Annotated in this window: 17 protein-coding genes; 13 read left to right on the forward strand and 4 right to left on the reverse strand. The window is 64.7% G+C overall.

The window, feature by feature from the left end; translation table 11 throughout:
- Positions 1 to 2 precede the first annotated feature (2 nt).
- From VOI18_RS14125 to VOI18_RS14145, 5 genes are all read left to right on the forward strand, one after another.
- Positions 3 to 1,106: an energy transducer TonB gene (locus VOI18_RS14125; RefSeq protein ID WP_323763063.1), complete on the forward strand. Its 1,104-nt coding sequence runs from the start codon at positions 3 to 5 to the stop codon at positions 1,104 to 1,106.
- Between the two features lie 71 nt (positions 1,107 to 1,177).
- Positions 1,178 to 2,068, forward strand: coding sequence for a hypothetical protein (locus VOI18_RS14130; protein WP_323763064.1), 891 nt, complete (start codon positions 1,178 to 1,180; stop codon positions 2,066 to 2,068).
- An 88-nt stretch (positions 2,069 to 2,156) separates the two neighbouring features.
- Positions 2,157 to 3,212 carry a hypothetical protein gene (locus VOI18_RS14135; RefSeq protein ID WP_323763065.1) on the forward strand — a complete coding sequence of 352 codons (1,056 nt, stop codon included), beginning with the start codon at positions 2,157 to 2,159 and terminating at the stop codon, positions 3,210 to 3,212.
- A gap of 107 nt (positions 3,213 to 3,319) precedes the next feature.
- Positions 3,320 to 4,261 carry a type II CAAX endopeptidase family protein gene (locus VOI18_RS14140; protein ID WP_323763066.1) on the forward strand — a complete coding sequence of 314 codons (942 nt, stop codon included), beginning with the start codon at positions 3,320 to 3,322 and terminating at the stop codon, positions 4,259 to 4,261.
- The gene (locus tag VOI18_RS14145) at positions 4,236 to 5,195 is read left to right on the forward strand and encodes a hypothetical protein (protein WP_323763067.1); all 960 of its coding nucleotides are present in this window, start codon (positions 4,236 to 4,238) and stop codon (positions 5,193 to 5,195) included. The genes VOI18_RS14140 and VOI18_RS14145 overlap by 26 nt, the downstream gene beginning before the upstream one ends.
- A 3-nt stretch (positions 5,196 to 5,198) precedes the next feature.
- On the opposite strand, the gene uvrA is transcribed toward VOI18_RS14145, so the two are convergent.
- Entirely contained in the window at positions 5,199 to 8,072 is a 2,874-nt protein-coding gene (gene uvrA / locus VOI18_RS14150; RefSeq protein WP_323763068.1) for an excinuclease ABC subunit UvrA, read from the reverse strand.
- Between the two features lie 341 nt (positions 8,073 to 8,413).
- On the opposite strand from uvrA, the gene ssb reads away from it, so the two are divergent.
- From ssb to VOI18_RS14185, 7 genes are all read left to right on the forward strand, one after another.
- Positions 8,414 to 8,905 (forward strand): single-stranded DNA-binding protein, encoded by a 492-nt coding sequence (gene ssb / locus VOI18_RS14155; RefSeq protein WP_323763069.1) that lies wholly within the window; start codon positions 8,414 to 8,416, stop codon positions 8,903 to 8,905.
- Complete coding sequence (locus VOI18_RS14160; RefSeq protein ID WP_323763070.1) at positions 8,874 to 9,623, forward strand: hypothetical protein; 750 nt, start codon at positions 8,874 to 8,876, stop codon at positions 9,621 to 9,623. Before ssb ends, VOI18_RS14160 begins: the two co-directional genes overlap by 32 nt.
- 133 nt (positions 9,624 to 9,756) lie before the next feature.
- Positions 9,757 to 10,179, forward strand: a complete 423-nt coding sequence (locus tag VOI18_RS14165; protein WP_323763071.1) for a BlaI/MecI/CopY family transcriptional regulator — start codon at positions 9,757 to 9,759, stop codon at positions 10,177 to 10,179.
- Positions 10,179 to 11,849: an ankyrin repeat domain-containing protein gene (locus tag VOI18_RS14170; RefSeq protein WP_323763072.1), complete on the forward strand. Its 1,671-nt coding sequence runs from the start codon at positions 10,179 to 10,181 to the stop codon at positions 11,847 to 11,849. The genes VOI18_RS14165 and VOI18_RS14170 overlap by 1 nt, the downstream gene beginning before the upstream one ends.
- Positions 11,850 to 11,894: 45 nt before the next feature.
- Positions 11,895 to 13,424, forward strand: a complete 1,530-nt coding sequence (locus VOI18_RS14175) for a serine hydrolase domain-containing protein (protein ID WP_323763073.1) — start codon at positions 11,895 to 11,897, stop codon at positions 13,422 to 13,424.
- 79 nt (positions 13,425 to 13,503) lie between these two features.
- Positions 13,504 to 14,799 carry an NAD(P)H-binding protein gene (locus tag VOI18_RS14180; RefSeq protein ID WP_323763074.1) on the forward strand — a complete coding sequence of 432 codons (1,296 nt, stop codon included), beginning with the start codon at positions 13,504 to 13,506 and terminating at the stop codon, positions 14,797 to 14,799.
- The gene (locus VOI18_RS14185; protein ID WP_323763075.1) at positions 14,799 to 15,260 is read left to right on the forward strand and encodes a DUF2269 domain-containing protein; all 462 of its coding nucleotides are present in this window, start codon (positions 14,799 to 14,801) and stop codon (positions 15,258 to 15,260) included. Before VOI18_RS14180 ends, VOI18_RS14185 begins: the two co-directional genes overlap by 1 nt.
- Positions 15,261 to 15,270: 10 nt before the next feature.
- Here VOI18_RS14185 and VOI18_RS14190 read toward each other — a convergent pair whose 3' ends face one another.
- Positions 15,271 to 16,353 carry a kelch repeat-containing protein gene (locus VOI18_RS14190; protein ID WP_323763076.1) on the reverse strand — a complete coding sequence of 361 codons (1,083 nt, stop codon included), beginning with the start codon at positions 16,351 to 16,353 and terminating at the stop codon, positions 15,271 to 15,273.
- 12 nt (positions 16,354 to 16,365) lie between these two features.
- Complete coding sequence (locus VOI18_RS14195) at positions 16,366 to 17,652, reverse strand: nucleotide pyrophosphatase/phosphodiesterase family protein (RefSeq protein ID WP_323763077.1); 1,287 nt, start codon at positions 17,650 to 17,652, stop codon at positions 16,366 to 16,368.
- A gap of 458 nt (positions 17,653 to 18,110) precedes the next feature.
- Between VOI18_RS14195 and VOI18_RS14200 the strand changes: the two genes are divergently transcribed.
- The gene (locus VOI18_RS14200) at positions 18,111 to 18,716 is read left to right on the forward strand and encodes an EF-hand domain-containing protein (RefSeq protein ID WP_323763078.1); all 606 of its coding nucleotides are present in this window, start codon (positions 18,111 to 18,113) and stop codon (positions 18,714 to 18,716) included.
- 48 nt (positions 18,717 to 18,764) lie between these two features.
- Here VOI18_RS14200 and VOI18_RS14205 read toward each other — a convergent pair whose 3' ends face one another.
- Positions 18,765 to 20,222: a serine hydrolase domain-containing protein gene (locus tag VOI18_RS14205; protein ID WP_323763079.1), complete on the reverse strand. Its 1,458-nt coding sequence runs from the start codon at positions 20,220 to 20,222 to the stop codon at positions 18,765 to 18,767.
- Positions 20,223 to 20,309 lie beyond the last annotated feature (87 nt).

Consider the following 20,309-nt stretch of genomic DNA (forward strand, 5'->3'; position numbering starts at 1 on the left):
ATGTGACCCAGGCTTATCGGGATTACCAGGCCGCGTTGGATGCCGGCGATGCGGACGCCTTGCTGGAAGCGGCGGCCCGCGCCTATGAGGCAGGCGATGAGGCTGATATTGACCGCGCAACGCTGGCGACCCTGGCGGAAAACTATGGCTTCGCCGCCTCATTACACGAGGATTTTGAAACGTCCAAAACTGCCTGGCGAATTTCCGCACGGCTCTCGGACAGGGCTGACGCTGACCCTGTGGAGCGGGCCTGGCGTTGGCACAATGCGTCGCTGGCCGCGCTTTCCAATCAGGATCGTATTGACGCTTATTCCTGCTCGCGCAACGCAATTGATGCTCTTGAAGAGATAGGGGCTGATTTGGGCGAGGCGTCGGAGTTTGCGGGCGATGCATTCCTGACCCGCGCCGCGCTGCTGATGGGACGCGGACGGATTGATGAAGCGGGTGAGGCGGCGCTGCGGTCGGTTGCCGAGTTTGAACGCACGCTGCAGGAGCCACACTCAAGCTACGGGCTGGCGCATTTCTACTCGGGCATTGCCCGAACGCTCGACCATGAATTCGAGGACGCAAGCTATTCCCTCCACATGGCGATCGATGTCGTCAGTGATACCGCGCCGGACCATCCGGATCGCCGCACCATCTGGGCCGCGCTGGTCTCGGCCCAAGGCAATCTCTACGATGATGATGAAGCCGTGCAGGAGGCTGCTTTTGCACGCCTGGATGAGCGCCTCGCAGCCAATCGCTTCCATTCCGATCTGTACAGCGACGGCGCCGCCGACCAACGGTATGCGGAGAGTGAAGATGAGGCTGAGGCGGAGGCCGAGGACGCGTGCTGCGATGCGGTCCCGGTGCGACGCAACCCGCCCGACTACCCAATGGGTGCAGCCTATGCCGATCTTGATGGTGTGGTCTATTTGACCTTCGCCGTGACCGAGGAGGGGCGGGCTGACGCCATTGAGGTCACGGGGGCTTTCCCGCCGGGCGTCTTCGAGGAGGCCGCCATCGAGGCTGTGGAGCGATGGACCTATGAACCGGCCACGCGCGACGGTGAACCGGTGCGGCGCGAGGGCGTCGAAACCCGCTTTGACTTTCGCATGCAGCGCTGACGCGACCGTGCGTCGCGCTTGATCCTTTCGGGCAGGGCGGTATCTCTGGCGGCGAACCAATTGGAGCCGTCATGTCGAGCCAGCCCATTGCCGTCCTGCCCAGCGTGTCTGCGGCCTATCGTCTGCTGGTCGCCAACTGGCAGCGTTTCGTGCTCGCCGGTCTGCCCTTCACGCTCGCCTACGCCATCAAGCTGTGGCTGGGCCAGATGGCCCAGTCGGCTGAGCTGACCGGTTTCTGGCTGACCCTGGATGCCGTCGCCCTGATCGCATTGACCGTTGGCAGTCTGGCCTTTTCGGCGATGACCTTCCGTCTCGCCGTGCGTGATGAATATGACGGCCAATGGGGTTTGCGGCTATCGGCGGATGAGTGGCGGCTGTTCGTGGTCGCCATGTTGAACGCGGCCCTGGTCCTGATCGTCGCTCTGCTGGCTGCCATGTTTGCGATTGTCGTGTTCGGGACGGTCGCCGCCGGAGCGGTCGAACGGGCCGGCATTGACGCCGAGGCGACCGGCATCGACCTGCCGATGGCGATGCAATATCTCACAACCGCCGACTGGACCGCCGTCTGGGTGGTCAATGGGTTGGCGCTGTTGCTGGTCGGTTGGCTGGTGGCGCGGCTGTGCCTGTCCTTTCCGGCCAGTTTCGCCCAACGCTCGGTTCGGGTCCTGTCGGTCTGGTCGCTGAGCGAGGGACAGGCCTGGCGCATCCTGACGACCATGCTGGTCGCCCTTGCCCCGTTGGTGGCTGTTGAAATCGCGCTTTATGAACTGGTCAGCGCCCTGCTGGGTGACCGCCTGCTGATGGTTCCGGTGGCGCTTGGCGATGACCTGCTGACCGCCGGTGGCTTCGTCCGGATTCCGGAATACCTGCGTCTGACCGGCCTGTTCGCGATCGTCAATCTGCCGGTCGTGGCCGGACTTTACGCCCATTTTCACACGCTGCGGGTGCCCGACAACGCATAGCGGGACGATCTCGCCCTCGTTCCCGCTGGCGCATGGCCTCCAGACGCGCATGATGTGAGCCTCAACCACACAGGGCAGGGGACACATCATGGCGACTCAGAGCTTCGATATCGGCAAGGGCATTTTCTGGTTCTTCATCCGCTTCGGCGAGAAACCGGGCAGCGCGTTATGGCTGTTCGCCTTCCAGGCGATATGTGCCACGGCGCTTGTTGCCATGTCGGTCATGATGATGGGCCCGGCCTACCTGAATCTGTTCGAGCTGATCAAGGCTGACTCACTGGGCGGTCTCAGCGAGGCCGAGGAATTGCGCTATGTCTTCGACATCGTGATGCCCTTCCTGACCTATGGCTTCCTGATCATCCCGCTGTCCATCCTGTTCGCGGTCATGTTCCAGGCAGCCTGGTTGCGCTTCTTGACCAAGGGTGAAGTCAAGCCTGTGGTCCCGATCCGCCTGGGAGGCGACGAGATCCGGTTGATCGGCGTCAATCTGATGTATCTGGTTGTCGCCAGTGTCGCCTATTTCGGTGCTGCGACGGTGATCGGCTTCCTCGGTTTCGGCGCTGTCATGCTTGCCCATGGTGGAGGCGACTCTGCAGCCGTCGGCTTTGGTGGTGTCCTGATCGCGGGACTGGCCTTTCTCGTCGTCCTGGTGGGCCTGCTGGTGCTGGCAGTCCGGCTGGCGTCGGCACCGGCGCTGACTGTGCTGGATGGTCGCATGCGCTTCTTCGAGAGCTGGGACGCGAGCAAGGGCGTGTTCTGGCACATGCTGGTCAGCTATGTCGTCGCCTATGTCATCATGATGGTAATCGGCGGCACGATCGGTTTTGTCGTCCAGCTGGCCCTGTTCGCTGCGGTTTTTCCGGCCTTCATCGATCTCGTGGAGCTCGCCGATCATGGCGGTCACATTGACCCGGACACCGCACTGGCCAGTCTTCAGGCCAGCCTCAGTCAACCCGGAACCGTGATCGGCCTCGTCGTCGGCTTTGTCCTGCTCTACGCCATCCAGGTGATGCTGGAAGCCGTCTGGCACTCGATCGGTGCCTACAATGCGGTCCGCGTCCGCAGCGGCGGCGAGGGCGAGCCGGGTGATTCACCGAAGCTGGCCGCCGACCATCCGATGGGCGCGTCGCCAACCGAGGGATGACTCGCCTTGGCGTGACGGCAAACGGCGGCCGTGCTGACTTGCAAGCCCGGTCGCCTTCTGCCTAACCTCCGGTCGAACAACGCAGCTTCGGGCAGCAGGGGACAGGCATGGCCGGACGGGAGATCTATTCGACACGCGGGCCGCGGGCGCGCCGGACCTGGACAGCGGCGGCCATCCCGATGGCCGTCATCCTCCTCATTCTCGGGGCGATAATCGGTGCGATTGCCGGCGTCTTCCTCGGCTATGTCTCGATGGACGGGACCTCGGATGACACCTGGCAGGGCCTCACCTACACGCTGATCGGCACATTCGCGCCGGGCGCCATCCTGGTCTTTCTCTGGGTCATCCTGTTCGAGCGTCGACCGCTCGCTGCGATCGGCCTCAACGCAAATTTCGTCGGACGTTTCCTGCGCGGCTACGGTCTGGGACTGGCCTTTCTCGCGGTTGTCGTCGGCGGTATCTGGCTGCTGGGCGGCTATCAGGTCGAGGCTGGCGGCTCGGTCGCCCTGGCGGTGCTGATCCCAGCAGCCTGGGTCCTGCTCGGTTTCATTGTGCAGGGTTCGACCGAAGAGGTCCTCATGCGCGGCTGGTTGATGGGGGTCATCACCTCGCGCCATGGCATTGTCTGGGGTGTGGTGGTCAATTCGGCGATCTTCTCGCTCCTGCACGGGGCCAATATCGCGATGTCGGCAGAACTGGCTTTCGGCCTCGCCAACATCCTGCTGGTCGGGGTGATGTTGTCGCTCTACGCGATCAAGGAAGGCTCCCTGTGGGGCGTGTGCGGTTGGCATGCGGCGTGGAACTGGCTGCTGGCGTCGGGCTTCGGCCTGCCGGTCAGCGGCCATGACAGCCCGGTCAGCCCGATCCTGATCGATCTCGCCGACGCCCCCGACGCCGCCTGGTGGCTGACCGGCGGCGTGTTCGGCCCGGAAGCCAGCGCCGTGACGACCGTCGTCCTGCTGGCCGGTACGCTCTACTGGGCCTTCAAGGGCAAGGCGGCGGATCATGGGGTTGAGGCGGCGGATGAGACGTCTGCCGATCCGGCCTGACACCGGTGCACCGCGCTGGCAGGACCAAGCCGACAATCAACCAGTTTTCGGGGAAAGCATGAACACGATCAATCCAATGAACGCCGTCGCCCTGTTCCTGACGGTCGGCAAGCTGCGGCCAGCGGAAACCTGGAACCTGACCGGCTGGAGCTTTGTGTGGCTGTGTGTCATCGGCCTCGTTCAAGTGTCGATCCAGCCTGTCCCCGACCTCGGCAGCGCCGATCAGTCCGCCATGCTCGGCGACTATTTTTCCAGCCTCGCCCTGGTAATCCCGATCGGGCTCCTCAGCTGGGCCCTGCCGTTCGCGGCCTGGATGCGTCTCCTGACAACAGGGCGCGGCAATGGTGTCTTTCCGTTCCGTCTCGGGCGCGAGGAGATGTGGGCCATCTTCGTGCTGGTGGCGATCGTGCTTGCGATGTGGGCGGCGATGGCGATGGTCCTGTTGGTTGGTTTCCTGCTGGCCCAGCTGGTGCCGGCGCTTATCGCGCTGGCATTCGTCGCGGTCCCGGCGCTGGGCATTGTCGCAATTTACATATCAATCCGCTTGACCCCGGCGGCCGCGCTGAGCGCGATGACACACAGATTTGCGGTCGTTGACACATGGCGGGCCATGGACGGCAAGGTCGTCTCGGTCTTCCTGGCCTGGTTGGTGATCGTGGTGGCCAGCGTCGTCCTCGGGCTTGTTGCCATGACGATCGGGAGTCTGGTGCCGAGCCTGTCTTTGGCACAGGCCATGAATGACATGATGCCGGGCGGCGAGCGCCCGGCCCTGACCACACTGGCGCCGGCCCTGTTTGTCAGCCTGGCCGTGCAGTTGCCGGTGACACTAATGAGCTACAGCGTCGCCGCCTATTCGGCGCTGGCAATCAGCGGTCGTGACGACGATTGGACCCGGGCGATTGAACAGGTCGAACGGGAGGCCACCGAAGGGTAGGCCTCAGCCCGCCTTCTTCCGCAATTCCTTGGCCCGCTCCAGCATCGGCGCGAGATAGCGCCCGGTCCAGCTGCGCTCGACCTTGGCGACGTCTTCCGGTGTGCCGACGGCGACCACTTCGCCGCCGCCGTCTCCCCCTTCGGGACCCAGATCGATGAGCCAGTCGGCGGTCTTGATGACGTCGAGATTGTGCTCGATGACCACGACTGTATTGCCGGCCTCGACCAGCTCGTGCAGGACTTCGAGCAGCTTGCGGACGTCTTCGAAATGCAGGCCCGTTGTCGGCTCGTCGAGGATGTAGAGCGTTTTGCCGGTAGCGCGTTTGGAGAGCTCCTTGGAAAGCTTGACCCGCTGGGCCTCACCGCCGGAGAGCTGGGTCGCCGGCTGGCCGATCTTGACATAGCCCAGACCGACCCGTTTCAGCGTCTCCATCTTGTCGCGCACGGCGGGCACGGCCTTGAAGAAGTCGGCGCCTTCCTCGACCGTCATGTCGAGCACGTCGGCGATCGACTTGCCCTTGAACTGGACTTCCAGCGTCTCGCGATTGAAGCGTTTGCCATGGCAGACATCGCAAGGCACGTAGACGTCGGGCAGGAAGTGCATCTCGATTTTCACCACGCCATCGCCCTGGCAGGCCTCACAGCGTCCGCCCTTCACATTGAAGGAGAAGCGGCCCGGCTTGTAGCCGCGCGTCTTGGCTTCGGGCAGTTGGGAAAACCATTCGCGGATAGGGGTAAAGGCGCCAGTATAGGTGGCCGGATTGGAGCGTGGCGTGCGGCCGATCGGCGACTGGTCGATATCGATCACCTTGTCGAGCCGGTCCAGCCCCTCGATCCGGTCGTGCGGGGCGGGGACCTGCTGGGCCTTTTGCAGCTTGCGCGCGGCGGCCTTGTAGAAAGTCTCGATGGTCAGGGTCGACTTGCCGCCGCCCGACACACCCGTCACGCAGGACATCACGCCTAGCGGGAATTCCGCGTCGACGGTCTTGAGATTATTGCCGGTCGCGCCGACCACTTTCACCATCCGCTTCCTGTCGATCTTTCGGCGTTTGGTCGGCACCTCGATCCGGCGCGTGCCGCGAAGATACTGACCGGTCAGGCTGGCCGGATTGGCGATCACTTCGGCCGGCGTACCGGAGGCGACCACCTCGCCGCCATGAACGCCGGCAGCAGGCCCCAGATCGACAACATAGTCGGCCGTGAGAATGGCTTCCTCGTCATGCTCGACAATGATCACCGTATTGCCCAGGTCACGCAGTCCGCGCAGGCTTTCCAGCAGGCGTGTGTTGTCGCGCTGGTGCAGGCCGATCGAGGGTTCGTCCAGCACATAGAGCACGCCGGTCAGGCCCGAGCCGATCTGGCTGGCCAGACGTATGCGCTGGCTTTCGCCGCCCGACAGCGTGCCCGATGCCCGGTCGAGGGTGAGATAGTCCAGACCGACATCGACGAGGAATTTCAGGCGTTCCCGGATTTCCTTGAGGATGCGCTCGGCGATCTGTTGCTGTTTCGGCGTCAGGGTGGCTTCGACTGCGCCAAACCAGTCGCGGGCATGGCGGATGGAGAGTTTCGAGGCGTCGGTGATGTCCTGGCCGTCAATCTTGACGCTGAGCGCCTCCGGCTTCAGGCGGCGTCCGCCGCAGGTCTCGCACGGCTGGGCCGACTGGAAGCGCGCAAGGTCCTCGCGCACCCAGCTACTGTCGGTCTCGCGCCAGCGCCGCTCGAGATTGGGGATGACGCCCTCGAAGGGCTTCTGGGTCTCGAACTTCCGCAGACCGTCCTCATAGACGAAGGTGACCTTCTCCTTGGTGCCGAACAGCACGATCTTGCGGAAGGGCTCGGGCAGGGCGCGCCAGGACTGGAACATGTCGCCGCCGAAATGGCCGGCCAGCGCCTGCAGGGTCTGCTGGTAGAGCTTCGAGGTCGCCCGGCTCCACGGCGCAATCGCGCCATCGGACAGGGGCTTGTCGCGGTCCGGTACGACGAGGTCCTCGTCGAACTTCAGTGACTGGCCGAGGCCGTCGCATTTCGGGCAGGCGCCGAACGGGTTGTTGAAGGAGAACAGCCGCGGCTCGATTTCCGAAATAGTGAAGCCGGAGACCGGGCAGGCGAACTTCTCCGAGAAGATCATCCGTTCCGGCTTGCCCTTGTCGTCCTGGCGGTCGGCGAATTCGGCGACGGCGAGGCCATCGGCCAAGCGCAGGGCCGTCTCCAGACTGTCGGCGAGGCGGCTTTCCATCTCTGGCTTGATGACGATCCGGTCCACCACCACGTCGATGTCATGCTTGAATTTCTTGTCGAGCGCGGGAGCGTCTTCCAGCGTGTAGAACTCGCCATCGACCTTGACCCGCTGGAAGCCGGCCTTCAGCCATTCGGCGAATTCCTTGCGATACTCACCCTTGCGGCCGCGAACGACGGGGGCCAGCAGGTAAAGCCGCGATCCGTCTTCCAGAGCGGTCAGCCGGTCGACCATCTGGCTGACGGTCTGGCTCTCGATCGGCAGGCCGGTGGCGGGCGAGTAGGGCACGCCAACCCGGGCCCACAACAGCCGCATATAGTCGTAGATCTCGGTGACCGTGCCGACAGTGGAGCGCGGGTTCTTCGAGGTTGTCTTCTGCTCGATCGAGATGGCTGGCGACAGGCCTTCGATCGAGTCCATGTCCGGCTTCGACATCAGTTCAAGAAACTGCCGGGCATAGGCTGACAGGCTCTCGACATAGCGCCGCTGGCCCTCGGCATAGATGGTGTCAAAGGCGAGCGAGGACTTGCCGGAGCCGGACAGGCCGGTGAACACGATCAGCTTGTCGCGCGGCAGGTCCACGGAAACATTCTTCAGATTGTGTTCGCGCGCGCCTTGCACGCGGATTGTGTCGAGCGCCATGCCTTAGCCAGTCTCCGTTCGGTCGCGCCTGTCGGTTGGGAATCGCAACCGGATCGGAACGTTAGGGGAACATCGTGCGGCCTGTCCAGTGCACGACGTGATCGGTAGGAAATAGGACGCCGATCCCGCCGGGTCCAGCGCCGGGCGGGAAACAACTGACAGCACGGTGGCAGGAGGCCGGGGGCGACGGCTGCGAACGCCCTGAGTCGTCCGGCTGGACTCTGCGCCTTGCCTCCTCTCAAATCACCCCGACTCGCGGGCTCGGATTGACCTGCGGAACAGAATGTGAACACTAGGCGACCCGCCCGGAGAGGCGCGGACGCAAGGATGGAGAACGGGCGATGGCGGGAAGCGTCAACAAGGTAATTCTGGTCGGCAATCTGGGACGTGATCCTGAAATCCGCCGCATGAACAATGGCGACCCGGTCGTCAATCTGTCGGTCGCGACGTCTGAAAACTGGCGCGACAAGTCCTCCGGCGAGCGCCGCGAGAAGACCGAATGGCACCGCGTCGTGATCTTCAATGACAATCTTGCGAAGGTTGCCGAGAACTATCTCAAGAAGGGCTCCAAGGTTTATATCGAGGGCCAGCTCCAGACCCGCAAATGGACCGACCAGAACGGTCAGGAGAAATACTCGACCGAAGTCGTGCTGCAGCGCTTCCGTGGTGAGCTGACCATGCTGGACGGCCGCAATGAAGGCGGCTCCGGCGGCGGCTATGGCGGCGGTGGCCAGAATGAAATGGGCGGTGGCTCCGGTGGCGGGCAGCGTTCCATGGACGGACCGAAGGAAGACTTCCGCAATGCCGATCTCGATGATGAAATCCCGTTCTAGCCTGACCCGTCTGATCGCTTCCGGGCTGCTGACCGCCTCTCTGGCGGTCGGCATCGCGGGTGCCCAGGACGCATCCGCCGACGCCAACGCCCGGTCGCCGGAAATCGTGATTGTGCCGCTGGGTGGCGAGGAGGGCGAAGCCCATTTCGTCGTCGGTGAAATGGCATGGGGCGATGTTCTGGGCCTGCTCAATCAGCTCCAGTCAGGGACAGGTGACAGTGTGCTCGAGGTGGCCCAGACGCTGTGGTCTTCGCGCGATCTCAACCCGCCCTTCTTCCTGTTCGAGTTGGCACGCCTGACTGCGGAGTCCGACCCCGAGTTCGCCGTCCAGGCCTATTTTCTGGGCCGGTCGCGGACCATGTATGACGCCGCGCGTTGCCTTGATTCATCGGCCCTTGATGTCATCAACGAGGCTTCGGCCTATGCCGGCGAGACCGTGGTCCAGGTGATTGCCTCGCGGCCCGAGCTGACGATTGCGGCGATCGAACATGTCATCGAGACCGATGGCGCATTTGCCAGCCAGGCATCGCCCTGGTGGGCCTGTTCGTTTGGAACCAACGCCTATTTCGCCGCCGTGAACGGTCAGACCCTGACCGGGGATGAGTGGCTGATGGTGGAAAGCCGGTGGCCTTCGGTACGCGAGCGTGTCTCGGTCAATCTGCAGAACAATCTCGACATGATGCAGGCGGCTGTTGCGGCCGCCACATCGGCCGAATAGCGCAACCTGCAAGCCTCCGACACTGGACCTGATGGCCGTCCGGTGTCGGATTTCGTCCTGACTTACTAATTTGTTAGTTGATGAAGCAGGCGCCATGTGGGAGGTCTGTGGTCATCAACTAAGGAATTCGTAGATGGCCCGCCCTGCCTCCCCCCAACTGACCGAAGCCGAGCAGCGCATCATGGAGGTGCTGTGGACGCGCGGCGAAGCCAGCGTGCGCGAGATCACCGATGCACTGCATGCCGAGTTCGGCCTCGCCTATACCACCGTGCTCACAACGATCGGGATCATGGCCGACAAGGGACATGTCGATTTTCGCAAGGCCGGTCGGGCCCATATCTACTCGCCCGTGCTGACCCGCGACGGGGCCCGCAATCAGGCTTTGGGATCAATGGTGCGCACCCTGTTCGGCGGTTCCGCCCAAAGCCTCGCGCAGCATCTCGTGCGAGCAGAGAAACTGAGCCTGCAAGACATTGAAGACCTGCGCGCAGCCGTGCTGGAACAGTCCGGTCCGGATGGTGCGGGCGAGAAAAATCCGGATGGGGAGGCAAGGTGATGGCAACCGACCCGCTCCTCCTCGCGGCCGCCGCCGCCCTGATCGCCGCGACCGGCCTGGCGGGTATTGTGGTGGCAGTCGACCGCCTGCTGCCGGCCCGTTTCGTGCGCGAACGCCACGACCTGGCCCTGGCGGCGCTGATCGTCATCCCGCTGGTCTTTCTCCTCGCCTTGCGGGCCGCGCCGGATATGTCCGCAGCCGACCCGGCAGCTGCCTCCGGCCAGCCGCAAGCCATGACCGCTGAGATCTCACAGGAAGCGGCCCGGCCCACGAGCACTGCCGGTCCTGTCGCCGCGGTCACCATGCCCGAAGCCGTTTCAACTGACGTCTGGGCGGTGCTTGGCCCTGTCCTGCTATGGGTCTGGCTGGCGGGATCTGCCGTCATGACCGTCCGCCTTGCCCGCGATCTGGTCGCGCTGGTCCGCATGCGATCGGCGGCGCGCACTGTGGCCTGTCCGCCGGGCATGCGGCTGTCTGCCGACCTGCCGCTGGCGGTCAGCGATGCGGTGGCGACGCCTCTGCTGGCCGGCTATCGGCGACCACAAATCCTGCTGCCGCTCGGTTTCACCTTTGATCATGCCGCGCGACCGGTGCTCGAACACGAGATCGCGCATGCCCGCCGCGGCGACGCCTGGACCGTGCTGGCCTTGCGCGTCCTGCAGGTCTGCCTGTGGTGGGTCCTGCCGCTGCTGCCCTTGATGGCGCTGCTCGAGCGCAATCGCGAAACCCTTTGCGACCGCGAAGCGGCCCGGATCACCGGACAGTCACGAGACCTGGCCCTGGCACTGATTGATGCCGCCAGCGACCGCACCCGACATGCCTCACTGGTCCTCGCGGCCGCCCCCTCACGCTCCAGCCTGGCCCACCGCGTCGGCCGGCTGGCCGCCACCTCTGACCTCACCCGAAAGGATAGTCCCATGCGTCTTGTTCTCCTCCTCCCCGCCCTGTCGGCGACAGCCCTTGTCCTGACCCCGCAATTCGGTGAAGCCGGCGCCATGGACGGGCGTGACGATCGTCCGTCATCGGCGCGTGATCTCGATGACGCCCTTGACCTGGACGGTCGCCTCTATCAGGCGTCGCGCCGCGGTCAGGCGGGTCGGGTCGGGGAGTTGCTGGCTGGTGGCGCCAATCCGGATATCCGCTATCGGGGCGATGGCACGGCCTTGATTGCTGCTGTACGTGGCGGCGATGCCGAGACTGTCGCGACGCTGCTGCAAGCGGGAGCCAACCCGGATCTGGGGATCGATGGTGACGGCAATCCGATGATTGCTGCGGCGGTCCGTGGCCGGGACGATCTGGTGCAACAATTGCTGGCAGCGGGAGCCAATGTCGATGCGGAACAGCGCGGTGATGGCAACGCCCTGATCGCGGCTTCGGGACGCGGTCATGTCGACACAGTCGACCTGCTGCTGGCGGCCGGCGCCGACCCGGATGCCTATGTCTTTCACGATGAAACGCCGCTGGTGAATGCAGCCCAGCGAGGTCACCTCGACGTTATGGAACGCCTCGCTGAAGCCGGTGCCGATCTGTCGCTGACGGTGCGTGCACGGGATCGCCGCGGACGCGAGATCTACCGCTCACCGCTGAGCGAAGCGCGCCGGACCGGACAGGGCCATGTCGTGGCCTGGCTGGAAGCGCGTGGTGCCGAACACCGTCCGCCGAGCGAGTAGGCGGTCTCGGCAACCCTGTCGCCCCTGATCTTACTGGAGAAAACCATGGTGTTTGAATGGATCGCCCGTCGGGCGGGACCGCTGGGCTTGTGCCTGGCCGTGGCCAGCCTGACCCTGCCGCCGGCAATGGCCCAGGTACAGCCGGCCGGTTTTGCCGAAGCCCTGCGCCCCCGCCTGCAGGCTGGAGGCCAGCCGGTCAGCTGGACGCTGGCCGAGCGGATGGACCATTACGGCGTGCCCGGCCTGGCGATTGCCATCATCGAGGATGGCGAGATTGTCTACCTGCAAGGCCATGGTGTCCTGCAGGTCGGCAGCCCGGACCCGGTGACCCCCAATACGTTGTTCTCGGCCGGTTCGGTCAGCAAGATCGCCACCTCGGCTCTGGCCCTGCACCTCGCCGCCGATGGCCGGTTGGATCTGGATGCGGACGTGCTGTCCGGCCTGTCCACTTGGTCGCTGCCCGACAGTCGTGACCCCTTCGGCTCACAGGTCAGCCTGCGCGCCATCCTGTCCCACACGGCGGGATTCAACCTGCATGGCTTCGAGGACTACCAACCCGGTGCCGCGCTTCCCAGCGTCACTGAAACCCTCGACGGCACCGGCCCGGCGCAAAATGATGCGCTGGAACGCCGGTTTGAGCCCGGGTCCCGCTATGCCTATTCCGGGGGTGGTTTTACCCTGGCCCAACTCTACCTGTCCGACCGGTCGGGCCTCGGCTTTGAAGCGCTGGCCGAGGCCGAGCTGTTTACGCCGCTTGGCATGGACCGCTCGACCTTCGCCAACCCGCTTCCCGAAACGGTGGGCAATATCGCGCGTGCCCATGACCGGTCAGGTCAGCCGACGGCCCTGCCGCGCGGCTATGAGGCTATGCCGGAAATGGCGGCGTCCGGCCTGTGGACCAGTGCCGCCGATCTTGGCCGACTGGTTGCGCAATTGATCGGCGGGTATCGTGGCGAGCCCGGCTATCTGTCACCTGACATGGCGCGCGCCATGATGACCCGCATCGCCCCCGGCGAACATGGCCTTGGTCCGCGCCTGACCGGCACCGGTGACAGTTTCATCTTCCATCATGGCGGCGCCAACGATTCCTACCAGACCTGGATCGAAGGGCATCTGGTGACCGGTGACGGTCTGGTCATTCTGACCAACGGCGCCCAAGGCCGCGCGTTGATCAACGAGGTCCGCAATGGGGTTGCAGACACAATGGGCTGGAACCTCAACCGCCCGGTCATCCTTCCGGAAAGGCAGCCGACTGCGTCTGATCTGGCGGGTTTTGTGGGCACCTACAGCGTCGATCCAAGCTTCCCGATTGATTTGCGCCAGCAGATGGTCGGCTGGATTTTCGAGTCGGCGCTGGAATTCCGTCTCGATGATGACAGTCGCTTGATGGCGGGTCGGGCTGGTGGTGATCGGTTCGAGCCCCTGATTGCCCTGACGCCCACCCGTTTTGTCATGCCCGGTTTCAGTCAGACGGTCGGGATTGCCGAGCTGGAATTCCATCGCAATGCCCTCGGCGAGGTCACCGGGATGAGCTTCCACCTCGAAAACGCGACCTCCCACTATCGCCGTGGGTAGGCATCCGGACTGACAACCCTCTTCCGGTCGGCGCCGGTCTGGTTAAAGTGCCGGCAGGGCGGGTCGGAAGGGGTGTTTCATGCGCGTATTGATTGCCGGGGCGAGCGGATTTATCGGTTCGCACATCGCCGCCCATCTGGATGCAGCGGGGCATCCGGTCCGCGCCGCAGCCCGTGGCGTTGAAGCGGCGCGAAAGCGGGCTCCTGACCTCGACTGGGTCGTCTGCGACTTTCGCCGCGACACGGCCGATGACTGGCTGCCGCGCCTCACGGACATTGATGCCGTGATCAATTGTGTGGGCGTGCTCCAGGACGGGCTCGGCGATAGCAGCCGCAAGGCCCATGTCGATGGCGCTGCCGCGCTGTTCAAGGCCTGCGAGCAGGCCGGGGTGAGGCGGGTCATTCACATCTCGGCGGTCGGCGTCGACGAGGCTGCCGGGTCTGCCTATGCCCGCGACAAACTCGCCGGGGAGGCGGCCCTGAAAGCCTGCGATCTGGACTGGCTTGTCCTGCGGCCTTCGCTGGTGGTGGCCCGCAATGTCTATGGCGGCACCGCGCTTGTGCGCAGCCTGTGCGGTGTGCCTTTCGTGACGCCGGTCGTCGGCGGCGGGCAGGTTTTCCGACCCATTGGGATGGATGACCTCTGCCAGGCGGTCGCCGACTTGATCGAACCGGATGCACCAGCCCGCACCAGTTTCGACCTCGCCGGGCCGGAACGGGTATCGCTGGCCGATACCGTGCGCGGCTATCGGCGCTGGCTGGGCTTTGGCGACACGCGCATCTGGTCGGTGCCGCGCTGGCTGGCACGCCCGGCCTTTGCGTTCGGGGACCTGATGGGTTGGATGGGTGTGCGCACCTCGATGCGCACCAATTCGCTCAAGCAGCTGGATTTCGACGTCGAGGGGGACCCGTCCGAATGGCTGGCTGCCACAGGCGCCAAGCCGCGCGGCTTTACCGATTGGCTCGGCGCCAATCCGGCCGGGCTGCAGGATCGCTGGCATGCGCGGTTGGGCCTGGCCCGACCGCTGGCGCGCTGGGTGCTGGGTCTTTATTGGCTGCTGACCGGCGTCCTGGCGCTGACGATTGCCAGGGGTCATGCCTATTCGGTGCTGGCAGAAGGTGGGTTCTCCGACGCCGCCCAGCCGCCGGTGCTGTGGTTCGGCTCCCTGTTCGATATCGCCCTGGGCCTGGGCATGCTGGCCAAGTGGCGGGTGCGCTGGCTGGCGACGATCATGATCGCGGGCACGTTCGCTTACATCGCCACGCTGAGCATCACCTTGCCCGAATTGTGGGCCGATGCGCTGGGTCCGATCCTGAAAGTCTTCCCGATGATGGCGCTGGCGCTGATGATCGCCGCGACCGAGGATGAGCGTTGATGGAGCTCTATCCGCTTTTCCGCCTGGTCCACATCCTCGGCGCGGCCGTCCTGTTCGGCTCCGGTGCGGCGATAGCGTTTTTCATGCTGATGGCCTGGCGCAGCGGCGACCGGGCCGGGTTTGCGTTGGTCGCGCGTCATGTCGTACTCGCTGACTGGGTGTTCACGGCGAGCGCGGTGGTCCTGCAACCGCTCTCCGGCCTCGCGCTCGCCCATCTCGCGGGATGGTCGCTGACCGCGCCCTGGCTGGTCGCAAGTGTCGCGCTCTATCTCTTCATCGGCGCCTGCTGGCTGCCGGTCGTGTGGATACAGATGCGGGTCAAGCGCCGCCTCGCCGAAGCTACCGGTCCCGACATACCCGATGATGTTCATCGCCTGATGCGGATCTGGTTCGTGCTCGGCTGGCCCGCTTTTGCGGCGCTGCTGGCCATCGTCTGGCTGATGATCACCAAGCTGGGCTGACCGGTTCGAACTATTCGGCGAGCCTCAGACGCTGGACGAGGTTGGTCGTGTTGCGGCCGCTGGCGCTCGATGCCCCGCCAATGGCGTAGATTTCATCGCCAAGGCTGACACCGCCCAGACCATGGCGCGGGGTGGGCATGTCCGGGCCCGCCTGCCAATGGTCCAATTCCGGATCATAGATCCAGACCTGTGGATAGACACCGCCGCCATTGTCGAAATACTCGCCGCCGAAGGCGACAAGCTTGCCGCCCGACACCGCTGCCGCTAGGCCCCCCTGAGCCTGGGGCAGGGGAGCCCGGCTCTGCCAGGTATCGGCAACGGGATCATAGGCCTCGTGCTGGTCCGAATTGCCGCCACCGACCCGGCGGCCGCCGACAATGTGAAACTGCCCGTTCAACACCGCCCCGGCTGCCGAGTTGCGCGGATTGGGGTTGGGGGCGCGGCGGGTCCAGCTGTCGCGGCTGGCGTCATAGGCGAGATGATCGCCGCGATCGCCATGATCGGGCCAGTTGGCATTGGCCGCGGCATCCGGCTGGCGCCCCGTGGCGACATGGATCAAGCCGCCCAGAGACACCGCGCAGGTCTCGGCATAGGGCACGGGCATGGGCGCCATCTCGACCCATTCATCACTGCCGAGCTCATAGCGTGTGGTGTTCGGGATCATCTCCCAGATGCCGCCATTGCCGGCCCGAAAACCGCCGATTGCGTAAACAAAGCCGTCATGGCCGACGAGATTGGGATGGTGGCGCGGTTCGGGCAGGGGGGCTCGGCTTTCCCAATCGAAATCACAGGCAATTCGGATCGCTTCCGTATCGCCAATAGCAACTTCGGTCTGGCGGCGCATCACGAAAAGCTGGTCGCTGATCGCGTCGACATCGGGTCCGTCTCGGGCCTCCAGTCCTCCAGCGACAAAGATGCGTCCATCGAGAACGGTCGGATAGATTTCCTGGATGCGGGCGGGCAACCCGGGCCGGGGCCACCAACCGGCGTCCAGGCTGGCGCGGGCAATGCGACAGCGCGCACCAAAGGCAGGTCCGCTCGCGGCGGTCGCCAATAGGGCGCCGACAACGAAACGTCGATCAATTTGCGTCATTGCGATCCTGCCTTACTCCGCCGGGCAGCGTCCGCCCGTGATCCGCTCCACCTCTGCCGCGCTACCATCGGTCGCCGCCGGCTCGAGGTCGAGAGCGCAGGCGATCAGGCCGTAGACATTGACGTTCTCGAAAGCGGCCGGTTGGCCGCCTTGCGGGAAGATCGGGCCGACGCCGATGAAGGTCGCACCCATGGTTTCGTCGAAATTGTCATAGCCGTGCGTGGCCCGCAGACTGGTGAAATAGGGGTTTTCGGGATCGGTCTCGGTGGTGATGATCAGCCAGCCGGGATCGGCCAGGACGAAGAGATCCGGGCCGCGATCGGGGTGATCGAAACGCCAGTGCTCCGGCATGTCCTGGCGCCGATAGGCGGTCAGGTGCGGATGGGCGCCCTGAAGCTCGGCATGGATGCGCTCGACCGTGGCCTCGTCGCCATAACCCATGATGAAGGATTCCGGACCGGGGCTGTAGCGGCTGGCGAACTCGTCAATATGCAGCCCGTCCAGATCGGCGAGCGTGTCGATGGTGATGGTCCGCTCGGTCGAGACATCAACCATGCCATGGTCTGAGACGATCAGCAGGGTGACGCGGTCCATCACGCCCCGCGCCTCCAGCCCGGCAACCAGGTCGCCGACGAGCGCGTCGACCCGGGCAATGGCCGCGGCTTCCTGCGCGGTGTCGACGCCATGGGTGTGCAGCACCGTGTCGACATGGTCCATGTAGACGGCGGCGAAGCGCGGCTGCTCGGCCAGCGGGGCGTCAAACCAGGCCAGCACTTCATCGATGCGTTCTTCATAGGGTTTGTTGTGCTCATACGGATGCCAGACCGTTGGCCGTGTCCCCTGGATTTCCACTTCCGAGCCGAGCCAGAACATGATGTGCGAGCGCAGGCCCTGTTGCTCGGCGGTGATCCAGATCGGCTCGCCGCCCCACCAACGTGGATCCTGCGGGCTGCCGCCGGAGGCCGAGAAGGTTTCATCGAGGCGCCGGTCATAGGGCGAGTTGGAGACCATCCCGTGATGCTCCGGGTAAAGACCGGTCGCCAGGGTGTAGAAATTGACGAAGGTCTTGGTCGGCATGACCGAGTGCATGCGTTCCGGACGGGTGCCGCGCGCGGCGAGGGCGCGCAGGGTCGGCGCGTCGTACCGGTCGATGGCGTCAAAGCGCAATCCGTCGAGGCCGATCATGATGACCACGGGCGGACCGTCAGCCGCAACCGGTTCGGCGGACGGTGCACGCAAATGGCTGCAAGCGGCCACAAGGCCCGACAGCATGGCGATGGCGAAAATACGTAACGTCATGAAAGCCCCCGATCGGCGGTGTGGGTCTGCGCTCGTGGCCTAGTGAGGCAGGCCCGCCGGGACAAGGCAAGGATTTGTGACGGCGGATACGCGAGCGAAGGCATCGATAGCGTCGCGGGATGAAGCCACCATCACCGCAAAATGCCCACAGCCACCCTCATCCCACGGTCACGACCTGTCGTGATCCGGGGGACCTCGACTATCCCGCCAACCGGTTGGCTGAGGTCCCCCGGATGCCCGCTGCGCGGTCACCGGGGGATGACGGTATATTGACAGATCGGCCTTTTCGCACCCCACATGACCAAAATTTCACCAATGAAATCAATGTCCGGACGTTAAAATGCGTGCGTCTGGACGGCAAATCGGTTCTTCTTGGCAGGCAGTGTGTGGCCCGATCAGGTCGCACTCGGATGCCAGTGTGAAACAAGGGTCGGCCCGTCTTGCGGGTCGGAAATGACATGAAACGGCGTGAAAAACAGAGCGAGTCCCTGGAAATCCGGATTGGTCACCGCACCAAGCAGGACTTCATGGAAGCGTGTCAGTCGCACGGCGTAACTGCCAGCGAAGTGCTTCGCGCCTATGTCGAAACCTACCCCGCTTCGCGCCATCGCCGCCGGGTGCTCCCCCCAATCAATGTGAAGGAGTACACCATGCCTGCAAGTTTTCTCGCTCTCGTAACCGCTGTTGCTGTCGTTTCGGGTTTGCAGACCACCACGCCAGTCGAGGCTGACGACCACGACCCCGCAGCCAGCTTCGCCTCGGTCGACCGCGATGGCAGCAATGATTTCGACCTCGCCGAGCTGTTCGTCGAGGCGGGCCTGACCGCCGACGGGCAGCTTGGTCCGGAGCTGCGGGCCGAGGTGACCGGATCGGTCCAGACGGCGCTGGCCGAGCTGGGCATGGAGGCCCAGCAGGGCGTCGCCTCGCCGGACTATCTCGAACGCGTCATCGCCAATGCCGAAGAGTCCGCCTCGCTCAGCGTGACGGCCGTCTTCAACATGATCGACGCCAACGGGGATGGCCGCGTCACGCGTGATGAGTTCGTGAACTACCGCGTCGAGTGATCGTCGTCTGATGGACCCGGCCGCTGCCGGGCGGCCGGGTCCTGACACTCACCCGATCTGCAAGCCGGCAATGTGCAACACCTCTCCGGCTGCGGTATCGATCACGATCGGCACGCCGCCGCCCATCGCCTGGGCCCAGACGGTGAAGCGGACCTGGCTGGGCGTTTCCTCGTAGCCGGTCACCGGTTGGCCGCCCAGATCGGCCGCGATCTGCTCAAACATGGCGAGATGCTGGTCCATGGGCGCAAAGGCGAGCATGTCAGCCGTGAACCGTGCCTCGATAAAGGCCCGGCGCCGGTCAGCATCGCCGGCCAGTGCGGCCATGAACCCGGCGACCAGTTGACCGGCCTCGGTCTCCGGCAGCGTCACAGCCTGTCGCGACGCAGCGGGTGCCGGATCGATGCGCCAGGGCTGGTCGAACCAGGCCGCGGTCAACACGTCGACCACCCGGTCGGCATTGAGGCGGCGCTGGTCGGTGGCAACAAACAAGATCAGGCCATGATCGGCGAGCTCGCGCCAATGCGCGTTGAAGTGCGGATTGCCGCCATTGTGCCAGTAGATCCGGCCCAGCGCGGGATCATCCTCAACCACCAGGCCATAGCCATAGTGCGAGGCACCGCCGCCTTCATCCTGGAAGGGCGTCTGGCCGAGATCGCGCGCCGCCGGCGAGATCAGCTCACCGGCTGACCAGGCCTGACGCCAGGCCAGCATGTCCGGCGCGGTCGAGACCAGCCCGCCATTGCCGATCAGGTTCCAGTTCGGCGGATGCCCGCCCCAGGAGGCGTCGGCGACGTCGCGCCCGTCCTCAAGATGCACCGACCGATCGCCATCGAAGGCGGTCTGGTAACCGGTGTGATGGATCCCCGCCATGGCCAGGCGTTCGCGCAGCAATGACTCGTAATCCTGCCCTGTGGCGCGCTCCATGATCGCCGTCGCCAGCGAATAGCCGACATTGGAGTAGGCATAGCCCGTACCCGGCTCGAACATCAGCGGGGCGGCAAAGGCATTGGCCAGGAAGGTGTCGAAATCCTCGTCAGCCAGATCATCGCCGACCCCGCCGGGGAAACCGGCCGCATGGGTCAGCATCTGGTGCAGGGTGATGTCGGCCTTGTCGGCGGGCACATCGTCGAACACATCGGCCAGGCGCAGCTCGGCCGACAGCGTGCCGTCGCTGATCAGCTGGGCGGCCAGCATGCCGGTATAGCTCTTGGTGATCGAGCCGATATCGACCTGGGTGTCCGGGCCATAGGGGCGACCGGTCTGCGCATCGGCCATGCCGGCGCCGCGCAGGAAGACGGTCTCGCCATCCCGCGAGAGGCCGATAACGCCGGTAAAGCCGGCGGCCTCAAGCGCGTCGAAAGCGTCGGACAGGCGGGCGCTGGCGGCGGCGTGATCTGAACCGGTGTCGGCGGTCTGTGCAGCGGCTACCGTGCCGACAGCCAGCGCCAGGCCCAACGCACTGGCAATGCGGACCGCGCCGCATCTGAGGAATGACAAAGCTTTCATGGTTTTGGCTCTCCTTGCTCATGTTAGCCTTGTCTGGCTAGGGTGCCGGTCGGTCGGTGTCCTGACCAAAACCTGTTGGATAGGCTG

Source organism: Maricaulis sp. (assembly GCF_034670125.1).
Taxonomy (GTDB): Bacteria; Pseudomonadota; Alphaproteobacteria; order Caulobacterales; family Maricaulaceae; genus Maricaulis.